Genomic DNA, 17,943 nt, shown 5'->3' with positions numbered 1-17,943 from the left:
GCTTGAATCTAGCGATAAACTCGGTTTTTTTGAATGCTGTGCTAAGTTGAACTGAGCTTATTCATTTGAACAATAAAATGAGAAAATTAGTACTGGGGATTGGGTCGGTAGTTTGGGTTGCAACAGGATGCAGTACATCAAGTGGCCTCACGCCTTTATCCACTGCGCACATCGCTGCGCCACCTAAAAATGAAGCGCCTGCAGTGGCTATACCGCCTTTGGCTCGACCGATTCCGACGCTCGCCAAACCGATCGCTTCCCCTAAATTAGAAACGTACAGCGTGGTGGTCAGTCAGCTGGATGTGCATGACTTACTGTTTGCGCTGGCACGCGATGCGCGTATTAATGTTGATGTGAGTCTGGGCGTAACAGGCGTTGTGACGCTCAATGCGATAAATCAAACGCTGCCGCAGATTTTGGATCGGATTGCGCGGCAAGTCGATCTGCGCTGGAGTATGGAAAACGGGGTCTTGAACATCACTCCTGATTCACCTGTAGTGAAAATTTATCACGTGGACTATTTCAACTTATCGCGGAATATGAAATCAACGCTAAATATATTGAACTCAGTCAAATCGGTTGCCGAAGATTCGGGGGGCTCAGGTGGTAATGGCAGCACTTCTTTTTCGTCGATAGACAGTGAATCGCAAAATCAGTTTTGGAAGAGACTTGAGACTAATCTAAAAGAAATTTTAGACGTGAAAGCGAGCAGTGTTGCAGCAACCACCTCGCTAAACACTGCAAAAATTGCTCAGCTTGGACAGCAAGCGACTCAAAAAGTGGCAACCCAGTCTACAGATGCTTCGACCGCGTTATCAGTGGTAGATAAAGCCGCCAAGATTGACAAAACCCTCGCACAGACAGAAAAAGTTCAGGCTGAAACAGTTGCCCTACAAACACGAGCTAGTCCGGAGACCAAGCCTGTTGATGCAAATTATGTGGTGATTAATCCTGAAACGGGCACGATTACCATTCGTGCAAGTAGCAAGGCGCAGTCCAAAGTGGCCGAATTTTTAGCATCGATCCAAGCCTCAGCGCAACGACAAGTTTTGATTGAAGCGACGATTGTCGAAGTCGTTTTAAGTGACCAATACCAAGCAGGCGTGGATTGGTCGCAGATCGCCAATGGTGCAGGTTGGACTTTTGGGCAGAGTTTAATTGGTGCCAATTTATCGTCTGCACCATTGAGTTTGATTTCTTATAAAAGCACCAACTTCAATGCAACGGTTAAATTGCTAGAGCAGTTTGGCAAAACCCGTGTGTTATCCAGCCCCAAAATTACCGCATTAAATAATCAACCCGCAGTGATGAAAGTGGTAGAGGAGCTGGTTTATTTCACGATGAATGTGACTCAATCCACTTCTGATACGAATGGCATCATTACGCCGCCCACTTATGAAAGTGTACTGCGAACCGTGCCTGTTGGCTTGGTGATGCAAGTCACGCCGCAGATATCGGCCTCGGGTATGATTTCGATGAGTATTCGCCCAACCATCACCAATGTGAGTGGTTATGTAGAAGACCCCGCTGTCGCAATTATTGCCGCCCAAACGGGTACCAATCTAAAAAGTTTAGTGCCTGAATTGCAGGTGAGAGAGTTTGATTCGACGCTGAAAATAGCCAGTGGGCAGGTGGCTGTTTTAGGTGGCTTGATTCAGGATAAGCAGAGCAATCAACGCCAAGGTGTGCCGGGCTTATCTCGGCTGCCTTGGTTGGGTGATGCGTTTAGTTACCGTGATGACAAAGTCAGAAAAATAGAGCTAGTCGTGTTTTTGCGACCGATGGTCGTCAAAGAGAATGGACAGGATGATCGTTTAGGCGGCTTGAGGTCATATCTACCTAGCGATGAGTTTTTTAATTCGCCGCAAGATCAAGACTTATCTGCATTCCAAAGTGGTGTAATTCCATTCCCAAGTAAGGCGGGAGTGCAGCAATGAGTTTGTTACTGCAAGCTTTGAAAAAAGCCGAGGAAGACAAACTGCGGCGCGCTGCATTAGGTTCTGCCGAGCAGCATGAAGCGGGGGCTGAAGTCGCTTTTCCTTCGTTGAATTTGGTTGAGGCCGAAAGTGTTAAGCCCGTCGTGATTGCTGACGGTGTATCAGAGGCGGCGACCTCGTCCGAGGTGGCGACACAGTCCAATGATTGGGGCTTTGTGCCACTCGAAGTCCCCGCCGAAGAGGTTACTCCGTCAGCTGAAATACCAGTAGAGACGGGGACTCCGAGCATCGATGAGAGCACAAATAGTGCTAATTCTAGCGATTTAGTCGAGGCTACACCGCAAGTTAAAGAAGCTCCGATTCAAGCTACTTTGGAGGTAAATACTTCAGCGCCTGCGATTGAAACTCCAGCTGTAAAAACTACTGAAACAGTGCTGGTGAGTCCTGTTTCTGTGGTGTCACCTTCTATCTCATCACCCGTCATCCAGCCTCCTCAGCCACAAACGGTCGCAAAGAGCTTGTTTGCCAAATCGAAAAACCAGCCCGCGCGTGGCTTGTTACCATGGTTGATGCTTGGCGCGGGTTTGTTGTTGGCGGGGATGGTCGCTTGGTTTGCGTGGCAGTATCGCCAATTGACCCAGCCGGTTCCTAAGGTTGAAGTTCGAGCATCAATTGCTGAGGTCGCGAGCTCTGCTACAGCAGAGCCTGTGTATACGAGCGAACCTATTATTAAGAATGGCTTAGTGGATGATACCCGTTCGGGTAAAGGTTCGGGGGGGCATTCGACTGAAGAGACAAAGCCCGACTCGCCAGCTGTGACGCTTGTTCCCGCCAAAGCAGAAATAAAATCGTATCCTAATACAAAATTAATTACAGACAGCAAAGAGCTCAATCCGCCTTTAAAGTTTGTACGGCAGTCACCACAATTGGGCGCGTCCGATCCAGTGTTGCAGGCATGGCAAGCTTATCAAAATGGCGATTTGGAACAAGCCGAGTTGCTGTATCGAAAAGCGCTACTGGCCGATCCTCGTCAACGCGATGCTTTATTGGGCATGGCGGCGATCGCGCAGCGACGGGGTGATAACACAGCGGCAAGTGCTTTGTATCAGCGCATTCTTCGCGCTAACCCGCAAGATGAAAGCGCGAAAGCCGCTTTGTTAATGTTGAATTCTGCACAAATGCCAGAGCAAGAGGCGGTACAGCTTGAGCAAAGTGGTAAGTCTGACCCGATGGCCTTGGGACAATACTTTGCCGCTCAGCAGCGTTGGCGCCAAGCGCAAGAGCAATTTTTCTTGGCTTATTCGGCTAATCCCAATAATGCAGATGCAGCACTCAATCTGGCGGTGAGTTTGGATCATTTGCAGCAAGCTGCGCTGGCAAAAACCTACTATCGGGAAGCTTTACAGTTAAAAGAGCCCTCTCATTTTGATCGCAGCAAGGTCGAGCAGAGACTGGCTGAGCTCGATGCTGCATCAGGACTTGCGCCATGAGTGCGCCGAGCCGCAACAAGCTACCACTCGGTGAGCTACTGGTTAGCAAAGGGATTATCACCGACGATCAATTACGAATTGCTTTATTAGAGCAACGCCGCTCAGGGATACCACTCGGTAAGTTAATGGTGTCGCTGGGATTTGCCTCAGAAAATGTGTTGCGCGAAGCGCTGTCTGAGAATTTAGGTCAAGAAAGCGTTGATTTAAGCCGCGTCATTGCCGATGTGCAGACCATACGCTTGGTGCCCAAAGAAATGGCTAAGCGTCTGCTGGTGCTGCCGATTGGCCTCAATCTCGCGACCAGGCGACTCACAGTGGCGATGGCCAATCCCAATAACCTCGTCGCGCTTGATCAACTGCGTTTGCAAACCAAAGACCAGTTTGAAATCGAAACGCTCTTGGCGGCAGAGTCCGATATTGTTCGGGCGATCGATCAGTATTACGGATTTGAGCTGTCGATTGACGGGATTTTGCGCGAAATTGAAACGGGTGAAATTGATTACGCCAGTTTGGCCAACGCCGAAGCAGAATACAGCCAACCCGTCGTGCGTTTAATTGATGCGCTGCTGGCCGATGCGGTCACGCGCGGCGCATCCGATATTCACTTTGAACCCGAGCAATCCTTTGTGCGGATTCGTTATCGGATTGATGGCGTATTGCGCCAAATTCGCGCGCTGCATAAAACCTATTGGCCGGCGATGGTGGTTCGCCTCAAAGTGCTGGCAACGATGAATATCGCCGAAACACGCGCGCCGCAAGATGGGCGGATTTCACTGACATTATCGGGGCGCCCTTTGGATTTTCGGGTTTCGGCGCAGCCGACGACGTGGGGCGAAAATATCGTTTTACGGATTTTGGATCGACAAAAAGGGCTGGTGCCACTTGAAGAGTTGGGCTTGACCGACGAAAACCTCGATGCACTGCGCTTAATGATTGCAAGGCCAGAAGGCATTATCCTTGTTACGGGGCCAACGGGTTCTGGCAAGACAACGACGCTGTATTCGATTTTGAATCACATCAACTCGGTTGCTGTGAATATCATGACTTTGGAAGATCCTGTCGAATACCCCATCCCGCAAATTCGGCAAACCTCGGTCAATGAAGTCTCGAAAATGGATTTTGCCAACGGCATTCGCTCGATGATGCGGCAAGATCCAGATGTGATTTTGATTGGTGAGATTCGCGATAAAGACACCGCCGAAATGGCATTTCGCGCCGCGATGACCGGCCATCAAGTGTACTCAACGCTGCATACAAATTCTGCCATCGGCGCTTTGCCGCGTTTACTCGATATTGGCGTACTGCCAGATATTTTGTCCGGCAATATGATCGGCATTGTCGCGCAACGCTTGGTGCGTACGCTGTGTACGTTTTGTCGAGAGGAGTATAGCCCTGATGACTTTGAAAAACGGCTCTTGCAGATTGATACGTCAAGTAATGCTCGGATTTATCGCGCCGTAGGTTGCCCAAAGTGTGAGCATCAAGGTTATCGCGGCCGGATGACGGTGATCGAGATTTTGAAGCTGGATGCCGATTTGGATGAGCTGATTGCGCGACGCGCCACGATGCGCGAAATTCGTGAGCATGCCTTGGCAAAAGGGTTTAAGCCGCTGGCCGTTGATGCTTGCCGCCGTGTTTTAGAAGGTAGAACAACGCTGGATGAAATTGCTCGTGTGGTCGATTTAACGGATCGGGTTGGCTAATGCGCTTCGTTTATCGTGCTGCCGATGGTCAGGGCAAAGTTCAGCAAGGGCAAATTGAAGCCGCCAATATGGCCGATTTAGAGCTGCGGCTCGGCCGACTGGGTATGACGCTGATTCATGCCAAAAGTAGTAATTCTGATCTATTTGGTCGCCGAAAAATCAGTCGTCGTGAACTCATTACCTTTACTTTTCATCTTGAACAATTGACTCGCGCCGGCGTGCCCTTACTCGAAGGGCTCGCTGATTTGCGAGATAGCATTGACCACCCCGTTTTTCGTGAAGTGATTGCCAATGTGATTGAGGACATCGAAGGCGGTAGTTTGCTGTCGCAAGCATTGGCTGCGCATCCCAAAGTCTTTGATGTGGTGTTTGTGAATTTGATTCGTGCGGGTGAGGCCAGCGGTGAATTGGCCGAGGTACTTAAAAACCTAACCGAATCGATTAAATGGCAGGATGAGTTGATCGCGCAAGCCAAAAAAGTCGTTATGTACCCCGCTTTTGTGGCTGTGCTGGTGTTTTGCGTGGTGTGTTTTTTGATGGTGTATTTGGTGCCGCAGTTAGTCGATTTTATTAAATCAATGAAGCAGGAAGTGCCGCTGAATACCCAGATTTTGCTGTGGATTTCGGATTTCTTCGTGCATTTTTGGTGGTTGATTATCCTCGCTCCACCCTCGGTTTTTTTCTTTATCCGTTGGCGAGTCAAAACTGATCCGGCTTTTCGTTTCAAAGTAGACGGTTGGAAATTACGCGTTCCGCCCGTGGGCAGCATCTTGCACAAAATTATACTGGCGCGGTTTGCGAATTTTTTTGCGCTGCTCTATGGCGCTGGAATTCCGATTTTGGACTGCATTCGAATTACGCAAGGTATCGTCAACAACACGGTGATTGCCGATGCGCTGCAACGCGTTGAGGCACAGATTCGCGAGGGGCAGGGCGTGAGCGCCAGTTTTGAGCGGGTTGGCATGTTCCCGCCGCTGGTGCTGCGGATGTTGCGCGTGGGTGAAAACACAGGGCAACTTGATCACGCTCTGTTGAATGTTTCGTATTTTTATAACCGCGATATCAAAGAAGCAATCGAGCGGGTGCAAGCCTTGGTTGAGCCAACGATGACGGTCATCTTGGGGCTGATTTTGGCGTGGATTATGTCGTCGGTCTTGGGGCCGATTTTCGATACGATTAGTAAACTTAGATGAAGAATATTGTCCTGCTCTTAACCCATACGCATCTCGCCGCCATGACTTGGTCGGATCATGGTGCAATGCCATTGATGCATTTTTCTCACGATGCCGAAGGCAATGCGGACTTAGCTGAGTTTGTTCAGCGGCATAAGTCGGCTAAATACTATTTGCTCACTGATTTAGTCGAAGAAGATTTTCAGCACGATGTGGTACCGCATTTATCTGCTCGCGATCAGGCGAAATTATTACGTCGTAAATTGGATCAATTATTTCGCGCCACACCCTATCGCCGTGCGGTGGTGCAAACCCGCGGCAAGCGTGGGCAACAAGACCAATTACAGATCTCAGCCATCATCAATCGCGATTTACTGGATGGTATTGTTGAAACGCTATTGGCAGAGCGTTGTGATTTACAAGGCATCTATTCGGTGGCCTTGATCACGCATGACATGATCCGCAAACTCAAGCTCGATGCGCCTCATCTTTTATTGATGTCATGCTCCTGTGTTGGCACTTTGCGGCAAAGTTATTTTACCCCAGCGGGATTGCAGTTCTCACGCTTGGGCGCGTTTGATGCCAAGCAAACTATCGCCGAGCAGGGGCTTTTGATCGCAGGAGAAGTCCGCCGTGCACGGCAATATCTCAGCACCTTGCGGCTGATGGGGCGTGATGAGCAATTACAGGTTTTATCACTGCTTGATGCGAGCTTCGCCGAACAACTGCCCTTGGTGCGTCATGAATTAAAAGACGATGCAGAGCAAGTACACTTAGAGGCGCAATCGGGATTACCGATGCTGGTGCAAAAACTCAAACTGCCACCATCTTGTTCGACTTGGCATGATGTGTTGCTTGCATCGTTATTGAATTTAAAAGTACCCAACCACTATGCCCCCGCTGAAATGTTGCGCTACGGTCGTTTGTATCAAATTGGTAGATGTATGCAGTGGGCGGCATTATCTATATTTAGTTTGGGGGTGATACTGTCTGGTATTGGTCTTTGGCAGGGGGATGAGATTCAGCAGCAATTGGCATTAAGCAATACCCAGATTCAGCGAGAGCAAACGCGTTTGCGTGAGTTGAATCAAAAACTGAAATTGGCCAGTGCGGAAAATCCAGCGCAAATTCAGGCGGCAGTAGAGCTATATCGGCGTGACTTTCAATCGTGGCCTAGCGCAGAGATGGCGGCAAAACAGTTTAGCCATGTATTTACAGACTTCCCACGATTGATTTTAGAAAAGTTTGATTGGCAAGCCGGTGGGATGGTTCCTTCCACTCCAGAAGGGCAGGTCGCAACGACCGAGGTCACCTTGCCGCGTGGCGCACAACAATGGACGATTTCAGGGCGGGTGAGCAATCCTGCTGCGTATCGGCAAGCGCTATCGGATGTGAGTCGATTGGCTGAGCGTTTACGGCAGTTGCCCAATGCCAAAGTACAAGTACTAAAGCATCCGCTGGATATTCGTCCAGAGGCGTCTGTCAATGCGCAGCAGACCGAAGTGAATGCAAAAACGCGTATCGACTTTGTTGTTCAGGTGACCATCGCTGCTACAGCCCTTGCTCAAGGTGTGAACCATGAATCTCGCTAGTTATTCGCGTCAAGATTGCTTGCTAATTCGCAATCAGATTGTGTGGCTCGGTGGTGCCATGTTGGTGGCTGGGGTTTTGTTACTTGGAACGCAAATTTATTTGTACTTCAGCGAGCAAGAGCGAGCCGCGCTGCAACAGCAGTTGCAACAAGTGCGTAGCAGTGCTGATGCGGCTCAACAGTCGTGGGATAGTGTGGCGCGTCATCAGGCCGAGTTTAATTTATTAAAGCAGCGCAACATTTTGGGTGCAGAGCGTCGTTTAGATTGGATTGAAGCTTTGGTGGATCAAGCCAAGCAGCAGCCCCATTGGCAAATGCAGTATCAGTTCTCGCCACAGCGCGCCTTAGAGCAAGCCTTCCCAATCAACAATGAGCAAGTGTATGCCAGCAACATGAATCTGGGCGTTCAGGCGGCAAATGAAACCGTATTTTCTGAATTGACGCGCTGGCTCGCTACTCAGCCTGGCTTTGTTGCGCCTGCATCGTGCCAACTGCAGCGCGCCGAGCAGTCTGGTATTGCAATCGATTGTGACTATATTTGGCTCACGATTGCGCCATTGAAGACTGAGGTCGCACCATGAGATTTAAAATTTTGTTCTGCAGCCTGATTGCCGTGTCAGCACAAGCCAGCGAATGGGGGCGCTTTTTTTACTCTGAGCAAGAGCGTCGCGAGGGAATCATTAAGCCCGCAAATAACGGTGAAGCGACGCAAAAATCGTCAAGTAGTCAGCGTTTTGACGGCGAGCTACATACCCCGCGTGGCAAGGTGCACTGGGTCAATGGCGAAAGAGCACCGCCGCCCACAGGCAAGAAACCGGGCGATATATGGTATGAGTAGTGCGCTTTAAACGCTGTACACAACACTGTGTTACAGCGTTTTTTTATGGGGCGCGTAAAATGCGGCCATTGTTGGCCAATTCGGCCGTAGGGGTTGCTGTGTTTGATGCGCGTTTGCGTTCTAATATTTTTGCCTTGTACTTGGTGCAAGGACTTAACTATGTCGTTTCATTTGTTACTTTCCCTTTTCTCTTAGTGCAACTGGGGACCGAAGGTTTTGGCGTCATGAACTACGCCTTTGCCGCGATTCAGTACGGTGTTTTGCTGACCGATTTTGGTTTTAATTTGTCCGCTGTGCGCGATGTGGCGCAGGTGCGCGACGATCCCAAAGCCGCTGCTCGAATTTTCTGGCGTGTCACGTGGGCGAAAACGGCGCTCATGGTGACATCAAGTTTGATTTTGCTGGTGCTGACGTTCGCATTGGGTAGCTGGCAAGCGCATGCTGATGTCTTTCTGTGGAGCCAACTCTATATTTTGAGTTCGGTTTTGTTCCCTATTTGGTATTTCCAAGGTTTTGAAAAGCTGCAGCTCGCTTCTGGCTTGATGGTGTTTGCTCGCGCATTGACGCTTGGATTTTTATTGTTGTGGATTAGCGGCCCAGAAGACGTTGCGCTGGCGGTGATTTTACAAGCCACGCCGCAGATTTTGGCTGGCCTGCTGTGGTGGTTTACAGGTTGGGGCGTGGCCAAACCAGAATGGGTTAAAATTCATTATTCAGAATTAAAAGAATCGCTCAAGGCGAGTTGGCCATTTTTTCTATCGGCGATTTCAACGAGTTTGTACACTACCTCGACGACGGTTTTGCTTGGCTTGTTTTCTGTGCCGATGCAAGTGGGCTTGTTTGCCGCGGCCAATAAATTGGTCTACATCGCGCAAGGCTTAATCGGCCCCTTGGTGCAAGCGACGTATCCGCGGATTGCACAATTAGCGGTCACCGATAAACCCGCAGCAATTCGCCTCATCAATAAAGCTTTTTATATTCAGGGCGCGGTCGGTTTGGCGATGACGCTGGCCTTGGCGCTGGCTTTGCCTTTATTTACACCGCTCAGCGTGGCGTGGTTTGGCGCTGACTTTTCCTTATCTCGTGCATTTCTCGCCTTGAGCAATTCGCAAGAAGTGATGTATTGGTTGTCGCCGGTGATTTTGCTGGGGGCGCTTTCATTTGTATATGGTCAGCAAACTTTGCTGGTTTTTGGCTTTGAACGCTATTTCGCCCGCGTGTTAATCGCGGCTGGGATTCTGAATGTCGCCCTCATGTGTTGGTGGGTGCCGGGTTCAAATGTTGGTGGCGTTCGTGCGGCGCAAAGTGTATTGACCGTAGAATTATTCATCGTGCTGGCTTTTTGGTGGCGCGCGCGGCAAATTGTTCGTGACACAATTACTCAAGATAAATCCTGATGCCCTTCGTCTCTTTTCTATTGCCGTGTTTTAACGCCGAGCAATTTTTGCAAGCAACGCTAGACGCAATCAGCGCACAAACATTCAAAGATTTTGAATGCATTGCGATTGATGACGGCTCGACGGATGCAACGCACGCCATCTTGCTGCAGCATGCCAAAAAAGATCCTCGATTTGTTGTGATCAGTCGTAAAAATCGTGGATTGATTGCGACTTTGAACGAGGCAATTCGCGTCGCAAAAGGTGAATGGCTGGCGCGAATCGATGCTGATGATATTTGCACGCCAGATCGTTTGGATAAGCAGTTGGCGCGTGTCATCGAAACGGGCGCGGACGTCTGCGGCGCGTGGGTACGGTTTATTGGCGACCGATCTGGCATATGGCAAACTCAATCGACCGATGCCAGCATCAAAGCGGGATTGCTATTTAATTCGACGCTGGCGCATCCAACCGTGATGCTGCGGGCGAGTTTACTCAAAGATGACGCCTACGATGCGAGTGCGATTCACGCCGAAGACTACGCGCTGTGGTGCAAATTGGCGCAACGAGGCGCGAAGTTCACCGGCGTTGCCGAGGTCTTGCTTGAGTACCGCTGCCATGCGGGGCAAATTACGCAGTCGAAAAAAGATCAACTTCGCGCTACCGCGCAGAAAATTCGTCTTGATTACGCAAGGCATGCGCTACCGTTGCCCTTGCAACCCGTTGCCGCTGAATTTGCAGAATTAGCTGAACCGGGGCGAATTTTGACCGTCACTGAATGCCGCAGCTTGTTTACGATTTATCTGCAATTGGCGCAACTCTGGCCGACCAGCCGTCCCGCCTTGGCTGAAGCTTGGCTCGATACTTTGCAGCGTACTCAAGGTGTTAATGCGGGTATGCTGTTCGATACATTTTCTATCAAGGCAAAGCTGGCAATACCTGATTCGGAAAGGCCAAAGTGGCGTAAACAGCTGATTCGGATGCTAGTGAGCGACCGCGTTTGGCAAGTATTAAAGCGGGGCCAGTAATGAGTTCAAAAACTTCAAAGCGAGTTGCCATTTTTCTACGTGATTTAGGCTTAGGTGGGGTTGAGCGCTGCGCGGTCTTGGTCGGCGAAGCACTTGCCGCGCGCGGTTTTACTGTGACGCTGGTGCTGCTTGGTGGAAATCGGAATCTTTGGTCGTCACGGATTGGCCAAGTGCAAGTCGTTGATTTGTCTAGCGCATGGCAACCACTCAAACCGTGGACGTGGTTGGCAGGTTGGCGCGCCGCGCGCCGCATTGCGGCAGAGCACGACATCGTTATCGCCGGGACGTTTTTGCTGCCGCTGTATATGGCGTATGCGGCAACTTTAGGGCTCAAAAAGCGGGTGATTGGCTGGGTGCATGGGCCGTTTTTCGAACTCGATGCTTTTGCCAAAATGAACCCCGTACATCGCACCGCGTGCCAATTTGTGTATCGACGTTTGGACGAATTGGTGTTTGTTTCTAATCACGCCAAAGATTCAATGGCTCGCTGGTTGGATTGTGAGCCGAAATCAACGTGGCAAGTACTGCCCAATTTCGTCGATGCCGCGCAAATTATTCCAGCAGCAGTGCCGCGCGCAGAAGGCTCGCCATTGCGGGTGGTGTTTGTTGGCCGTATTGCGGAGGAAAAGCAGCCGCATCTTTGGCTCGACACGCTCGCTGCACTCAACGCCAATAAAGTTGCTGCGCATCTCACCGTAGTCGGCGATGGCCCGCTAGAAAGTTGGCTGATTGACGATGCGGCGAAGCAAGGTTTGAGCATGCAGATCACATTGGCCGGGCGGCAAGATAACGTCAGCGCATACCTCGCCCAAGCGGATGTATTGCTGTTAACGTCTGGCTTTGAAGGTTGCCCCTTAGTAGTATTGGAATCTATGCCAATGGGCGTATTGCTTGCCAGTACAAACGCAGGTGGGGTATATGAACTCTTTGCCGAGCGCCGAGATGAGTTTGTAGTGAACGAGGCGAGTGGCGAGGCGTTGGCTCAGCTGATTATTCAACAACAAACTCACGCCGCAGAATTAAGCACTTGGCTGAAGCAACGCGCTGAGCAGTATTCGCAAGCGGCTTTGATTGAGCGTTGGGTGACAATGCTGAGTGAGTAATGATTGCCCCGAGTCGGGCACCGCTTGATTTAAGACATCTCGTTACGCCTGCAAACGCGCAATGCCGCTAAAACCCGTTAAAATAACGCATTCTTTCTCATAAAGCCTTGGCATGAATCGCGCTGCGCTGTTGATCCCCCACTTTAATAATCCGCAAGGCTTAGCCGATTCGCTAGCGTCAGTGGGCGTGGATGAGTGCGTTGATGCGGTGATTGTCGATGACGGCAGCACGCGCGCGCTGCTGGATGAGGACCTGTGCCGCGCGGCATGGCGGGCGCAAGGCGAGTTGAAGTTTTATTATTTGCCGCACAATTGCGGCATCGAATACGCGCTCAATACAGGGCTGGAAGCGATTGTCGCGGCGGGTTACGAGTTCGTTGCACGGCTCGATTGCGATGATCTGTGTGTATCGGATCGTATCTCTCGCCAAATCAGCTTTCTAGACCAATACCCCGATGTTTATTTACTCGGCAGCGCGGTGACTTTTTTTGATGCGTCGGGCGACCGATTTACGTTGAATCAGCCACAAACACATGCCGAGATCGTGCGGCAGATGCATAAAGACAATGCGTTTACGCATCCGAGCGTGATGTTTCGCACTGCGGGCGTGAAGGAAATCGGCCTGTATCCGATGGATTGCAAGGCGGCGGAAGATTTTGCGTATTTTTGGAAATTTGTAGATCGCTACCAAACGGCAAATTTGGCCGAAGTTTTGACCAAAAGTGAGTACAACGACAGCGGTATTTCGATGAGTCGCCGTCGACAGCAACAAGCAATGCGAATCAAAATCCTAGCCCGTTATTTTGATTGGCGGCCGCGATCAGCACTCAATATCGGTAAAGCTGCAGCATCCTTCGCGCTACCTGTTTCATTCACCCGTAAAATTAAACGTCTGCTTGGAGTTGGCACGTGGAATTAACGCATTCTGTTTTATTACTTATTCCGCATTACAACAATCCTGCCGCGCTAGTGAAATCGCTGGCGAGTATCGGCGCGGATGAGCCGTGTGATGTGTTGGTGGTGGATGATGGTAGTGTGCGTGCGCCGATTGACATGACTACGGCGAATGCCGCGTACCAAGGTTGCGGCACTTTGCGTGTGTTGAATTTAGCGCAAAACAAGGGCATCGAAGGCGCGTTGAACGCGGGTTTGGCGTGGGCCAAATCGCGTGGCTATGAATGGATTGCGCGGCTTGATTGTGGTGATGAGAATGTATCTGACCGTATCGCTCGTCAATTGTCGTTTCTAGAGCAACACCCCGAGGTGGTATTGCTCGGTGGTGCTGCCAGTTTTGTTGACCAAAATGGCGTTGAACAATTTGTATTGCGTCATCCATGTCGCCAAGCTGAAATTCTTCAGTTTATGAAAAAAAACTCGGCGTATATTCATCCAAGCGTTATATTTAAATTGTTTGCGGTGGATACATTGGGTGGGTATCCGTTGGATGTGCCCGCAGCTGAAGATTATGCGCTGTTCTGGGCACTCGCGCGGCAGTTCAAAGTGGCGAATTTACCTGATGTATTGATTAAGTATGAACTCGACCCAAATGGGATTTCACTGGGCAAACGCAAAACGCAACTCCAGTCGCGACTGAAATTGCAGCGTAAATATTTTGACGGCAGCCCAGCGGCGATTGCGGGCATTGCACGCACCGTGGGTTTGCTGGCGATGCCGTATGAGCTGGCGTTTAAAATCAAAGCGAGATTGCGCAAGGAAAAAGCATGAGTGCCATTGTCCATGTAGTGGAATCATTTGGCGCGGGCACGCTGTCGATGGTGTCGGCGATGGCCAATCGCCAGTCACAAGATGGTCATCAAGTGACGGTGATTCACTCAGTGCGCGAGGAAACACCGGCTAATTGGCGCGCTTTGTTTGCCGATGCGGTGCAATGCATTCATTTGCCGATGCAGCGCGCAATTCATCCGCTGAATGATTTTCGTACGGGTCGTGCCTTGATGAAATGGATTCGGGACATCGCGCCGGATGTGGTGCATTTGCATTCAAGCAAAGCGGGGGCGGTGGGGCGTTTGGTGAGTTTGGCTTGGGCAGGGAAATCGGGTGGGCCGCGCTGGTTTTTCTCGCCGCATGGTTTGTCGTTTTTACAACGTGCCGAAGGTCGACTGAAAAACAGTGTCTTTCTGGCCATCGAAAAAATTCTCGCTGGTGTGCCGGTAACTTTTATTGCCTGCTCGCCGTCTGAAGGCGAAGAAATCCGCACGCATTTATCGAGTAATGTCGTCGTCGTAAATAATGCCGTCGATTTGGCGGCGATACCTGAAGCTTGCTCACAGAATGACGCGTCGAGCGAGCGTAAAATTCGTATTGGTACGGTCGGCCGTGTGTGTTTGGCACGCAATCCCGAGTTTTTTGCCGAAATTGCCAGCAAAATGGCGGCGGACAAGGTTGAGTTTGTCTGGGTTGGCGGCGGTGATGACAGCGGTGAAGCGGCGCTGAAGGCGGCCAATGTCGCTGTGTCGGGTTGGTGTGACCGCACTGCTGCGCTAACTGCGTTGGCAACCTTGGATATTTATATCCAAACCAGTCGCTGGGAAGGCTTGCCAGTGGCGGTGATTGAGGCAATGGCGGCAGGCTTGCCCGTGGTGGCGACCAATGTGGTTGGTAATCGTGATTTAGTTAAAAACGGTGAAAATGGCTATTTGGCACAAACGCCGGATGAATTTGTTGGTCACTTGAAAGCTTTAATCGCTGACGCCGATTTGCGGTCGAGCTTAGGGCGCCAAGCGCAAGCTTTTGCGCGTGATTTTTATTCTTTAGATCAAATGATGGATAGTTTATATGCGGCGTATGGCGTGTCGCCTGCCGCTAAAAACGATTAAAACGAGACGCAATGAAACAAGAGAAACATTTACAAGCTGAAGGCGCCAAACCTTGGTTGGCTTTGGCTGATTTTACCGCGCTGGCGCTGTCGTTTGGCATTGCAATGTTGCTGCTGTGGATCTTTCGTTATGACCGAATTTCGGCCAGCTTTGAATTATGGTGGGCGTGGGAAGGTCAGCAACAGGGATTGGCGTTTTTGGGTTTGGCACTGATTACGGTAATGAATTTCTGGTGGCGCGGTCATTACAGTTTACGGTTGCCATTTTGGGATGAATTGCTCGAAGTGCTGCGCGCCTTGCTGCTAGCTGCTTTGCTCAATGGCATGTTGGTCTTGCTGGGCAAGTTTACTGTCTCGCGTTTTTTATGGCCGGTTTCGTGGGGTATCGCCTTGGTGCTGCTGCCGTATTTTCGCGGCGTGATGCGTGAGTTTTTGCTGAAAAAACGACTGTGGCAGTTACCAACGGTGATTATTGGCGCAGGAGTGAATGCGGTTGAAGCTTACCGTGCGATGCACAGTGAACGTCAATTGGGCTTTGAAGTACAAGCCTTTTTGTCGGTCGATCAAGACGCGCCAGAGGAGTTGTTGATTAATGATGACGTCTTGCCGGTCGTGCGTTTGCCGCGTGAAGAATTGCTGGCATGGCTAGCAATGAATGGCCGTCCGCACGTAGTGATTGCGGTCAATGAAGATGAATTGCGGCAGCTTGAAAATCAAATCGAGCAGTTATCGCTGCGCTACAAAGATATCCACATTATTCCGCCGATTGCCGGTTTACCGCTGTTTGGGGTGGTGCCGCATCACTTTTTCAGTCACGAAGTGCTGTTGCTTCGGGTGCGCAATAATCTGCTGGTAAAACCACTCATTTGGTTGAAGCGCGCGTTTGATTTGTTTGGTGCGATTTGCGGCTTACTGGCGCTCAGCCCCTTGCTGACCTATGTGATGTGGCGAATTAAACAAGAGGGTGGCCCTGGCGCTATTTTCTTTGGCCATGTGCGCGTTGGTATGAATGGCGTGCCGTTTAAGTGCTGGAAATTTCGCACCATGGTGCACAATTCGCAAGAAGTGCTAGAGCAGCTCTTGGCGAGCGACCCACAAGCACGCGCTGAATGGGATACCGATTTCAAGCTAAAAAATGATCCACGGATTACTAAAATCGGCGCATTTTTACGCAAGACCAGCTTGGATGAAATCCCGCAATTGTGGAATGTCATTTGCGGCGAAATGTCCTTGGTGGGACCGCGGCCGATTATTAATGCAGAGCTGGAACGCTACGGCGATAAAGTCGATTTTTATTTAGAAGCGCGGCCGGGGCTTACGGGCTTATGGCAGGTATCGGGCCGCAATGACACCAGTTATGCTGAGCGGGTAGCGCTCGATGCTTGGTACGTAAAGAATTGGAATTTATGGTACGACATTGCGATTGTCTGCAAAACGATTAAAACCGTCGTCAGTGGCCGTGGTGCATATTGATGTATTGACTTGTGGCTTTTGCTAGTTAAAGGCTGCATCAATATACCCTTTAGAGTTGATGCCTTAGAGGCGATTGAAATGCAAGATTTTGTTCAGTGGTTTCGCCAAGCAGCACCTTATATTCATGCCTTTCGTGGCCGTACGTTTGTTATTGCACTCGGTGGCGAAGTGGTACGCGATGGCAAGTTTGCCACGCTGACGCACGACATTAATTTGCTGACTAGTTTGGGCGTGCGCTTGATTGTGGTACACGGCGCGCGGCCGCAAATTGAGGCGCGGATTGCAGAGCGCGGCATTGAAGGACGCTACCTTAACGGCATTCGGGTGACCGATTTGCCGACGCTGGAATGCGTAATTCAAGCTGCGGGCCATGTACGTGTTGAGATTGAATCGTGGTTGTCGATGGGTTTGCCTAATTCACCGATGGCGAACGCTGATATTCGTGTTTCTGCGGGCAACTTTATCACTGCACAGCCGATGGGCGTGCGCGATGGCGTCGATCTGCAATACACCGGCGAAGTGCGCAAAGTCGATACGACGGCGATTAATTACCGCATGGATGACGGCGAGTTGGTGCTGATTTCAACGATTGGCTATTCGCCAACCGGTGAAATTTTCAACTTAACGCTCGAAGATGTCGCAACGACGACGGCGACGGCACTCAAAGCGGATAAATTGCTATTTTTGTTTGGCCAATCGGGCGTGGTGAATGATGCGGGCGAGTTGCAAACTGAGTTAACCGCCTCAGAGGCCGAGCAGTTTTTGGCCGAGCATCCCGATGCGAATGACGATGTTTCGTTGTACTTGCCGTGTGCGGTGCGCGCGGTGAGGAATGGTGTTCAACGGGCGCATTTGATTAGCAATGATGTCGACGGTAGCTTGTTGATGGAGCTATTCACGCACGATGGCATCGGCACGATGGTATCGCGTGAGCCGCTGGAAACCTTGCGTCAAGCTACGATCGACGATATTGGCCGAATGTTGGCGTTGATCGAGCCACTCGAAGAACAGGGCGTGTTAGTCAAACGCGGCCGTGAATTGTTGGAGCGCGAAGTGCATCGCTATTCAGTGCTCGAGCATGACGGAAAAACCATCGGTATCGTCGCGATTCACCCCTTCCCGAATAGCAAAATGGCCGAGCTTGCCTGCTTGGTGATTCATCCCGATTATCGCGATGAAGATCGCGGTGCTGATCTGCTGCGCCACGTCGAGCAACAGGCGCGAGGCTTAGGTATCGAAAAGTTATTCGCACTCACTACCCGCACCAGTCATTGGTTTGTCGAGCGTGGTTTTAAGCAAGCATCGGTAGACGAGTTGCCGATGGAGAAGAAAGAAATGTACAACTATCAGCGGCGATCTAAAGTATTTATTAAGCTATTACAGCGCTAATTGAACG

General features: G+C 50.5%; 15 protein-coding genes. All 15 read left to right on the top strand.

Annotated elements, in window-relative coordinates; all coding sequences use genetic code 11:
- The first annotated feature begins 77 nt into the window (after window positions 1-77).
- The 15 genes from K4H28_RS12860 to argA all read left to right on the top strand — a co-directional run bounded on the left by K4H28_RS12860 (window position 78) and on the right by argA (window position 17,936).
- A complete protein-coding gene (locus tag K4H28_RS12860) occupies window positions 78-1,937 on the top strand; it encodes a type II secretion system protein GspD (RefSeq protein WP_221005553.1) in 1,860 nt (619 codons plus the stop codon).
- The gene (locus tag K4H28_RS12855) at window positions 1,934-3,427 is read left to right on the top strand and encodes a tetratricopeptide repeat protein (protein WP_221005552.1); all 1,494 of its coding nucleotides are present in this window, start codon (window positions 1,934-1,936) and stop codon (window positions 3,425-3,427) included. The genes K4H28_RS12860 and K4H28_RS12855 overlap by 4 nt, the downstream gene beginning before the upstream one ends.
- Complete coding sequence (locus K4H28_RS12850) at window positions 3,424-5,130, top strand: GspE/PulE family protein (RefSeq protein WP_221005551.1); 1,707 nt, start codon at window positions 3,424-3,426, stop codon at window positions 5,128-5,130. Before K4H28_RS12855 ends, K4H28_RS12850 begins: the two co-directional genes overlap by 4 nt.
- On the top strand, window positions 5,130-6,323 hold the full coding sequence (locus K4H28_RS12845; protein WP_221005550.1) for a type II secretion system F family protein: 1,194 nt from the start codon (window positions 5,130-5,132) through the stop codon (window positions 6,321-6,323). The genes K4H28_RS12850 and K4H28_RS12845 overlap by 1 nt, the downstream gene beginning before the upstream one ends.
- The gene (locus tag K4H28_RS12840) at window positions 6,320-7,894 is read left to right on the top strand and encodes a hypothetical protein (RefSeq protein WP_221005549.1); all 1,575 of its coding nucleotides are present in this window, start codon (window positions 6,320-6,322) and stop codon (window positions 7,892-7,894) included. Before K4H28_RS12845 ends, K4H28_RS12840 begins: the two co-directional genes overlap by 4 nt.
- Window positions 7,881-8,474: a hypothetical protein gene (locus K4H28_RS12835; RefSeq protein ID WP_221005548.1), complete on the top strand. Its 594-nt coding sequence runs from the start codon at window positions 7,881-7,883 to the stop codon at window positions 8,472-8,474. The genes K4H28_RS12840 and K4H28_RS12835 overlap by 14 nt, the downstream gene beginning before the upstream one ends.
- The gene (locus K4H28_RS12830) at window positions 8,471-8,731 is read left to right on the top strand and encodes a hypothetical protein (protein ID WP_221005547.1); all 261 of its coding nucleotides are present in this window, start codon (window positions 8,471-8,473) and stop codon (window positions 8,729-8,731) included. The genes K4H28_RS12835 and K4H28_RS12830 overlap by 4 nt, the downstream gene beginning before the upstream one ends.
- 59 nt (window positions 8,732-8,790) lie before the next feature.
- Complete coding sequence (locus tag K4H28_RS12825) at window positions 8,791-10,128, top strand: oligosaccharide flippase family protein (protein WP_221005546.1); 1,338 nt, start codon at window positions 8,791-8,793, stop codon at window positions 10,126-10,128.
- Window positions 10,128-11,135 (top strand): glycosyltransferase family 2 protein, encoded by a 1,008-nt coding sequence (locus K4H28_RS12820; protein WP_221005545.1) that lies wholly within the window; start codon window positions 10,128-10,130, stop codon window positions 11,133-11,135. The genes K4H28_RS12825 and K4H28_RS12820 overlap by 1 nt, the downstream gene beginning before the upstream one ends.
- Entirely contained in the window at window positions 11,135-12,238 is a 1,104-nt protein-coding gene (locus K4H28_RS12815; RefSeq protein ID WP_221005544.1) for a glycosyltransferase, read from the top strand. The genes K4H28_RS12820 and K4H28_RS12815 overlap by 1 nt, the downstream gene beginning before the upstream one ends.
- Before the next feature lie 112 nt (window positions 12,239-12,350).
- Window positions 12,351-13,157 carry a glycosyltransferase gene (locus K4H28_RS12810; RefSeq protein WP_221005543.1) on the top strand — a complete coding sequence of 269 codons (807 nt, stop codon included), beginning with the start codon at window positions 12,351-12,353 and terminating at the stop codon, window positions 13,155-13,157.
- A complete protein-coding gene (locus K4H28_RS12805; protein WP_221005542.1) occupies window positions 13,148-13,963 on the top strand; it encodes a glycosyltransferase in 816 nt (271 codons plus the stop codon). The genes K4H28_RS12810 and K4H28_RS12805 overlap by 10 nt, the downstream gene beginning before the upstream one ends.
- On the top strand, window positions 13,960-15,075 hold the full coding sequence (locus tag K4H28_RS12800; protein WP_221005541.1) for a glycosyltransferase: 1,116 nt from the start codon (window positions 13,960-13,962) through the stop codon (window positions 15,073-15,075). The genes K4H28_RS12805 and K4H28_RS12800 overlap by 4 nt, the downstream gene beginning before the upstream one ends.
- Before the next feature lie 11 nt (window positions 15,076-15,086).
- Window positions 15,087-16,547, top strand: coding sequence for an undecaprenyl-phosphate galactose phosphotransferase WbaP (gene wbaP, locus K4H28_RS12795; protein WP_221005540.1), 1,461 nt, complete (start codon window positions 15,087-15,089; stop codon window positions 16,545-16,547).
- 78 nt (window positions 16,548-16,625) lie between these two features.
- On the top strand, window positions 16,626-17,936 hold the full coding sequence (gene argA, locus K4H28_RS12790) for an amino-acid N-acetyltransferase (protein ID WP_308443448.1): 1,311 nt from the start codon (window positions 16,626-16,628) through the stop codon (window positions 17,934-17,936).
- The last annotated feature ends 7 nt before the right edge of the window (window positions 17,937-17,943 follow it).

The organism is Deefgea tanakiae (genome assembly GCF_019665765.1).
Lineage (GTDB): Bacteria > Pseudomonadota > Gammaproteobacteria > Burkholderiales > Chitinibacteraceae > Deefgea > Deefgea tanakiae.
Note: the sequence above shows the minus strand (reverse complement) of the source record. Positions and strands in the feature narration are given on the sequence as shown.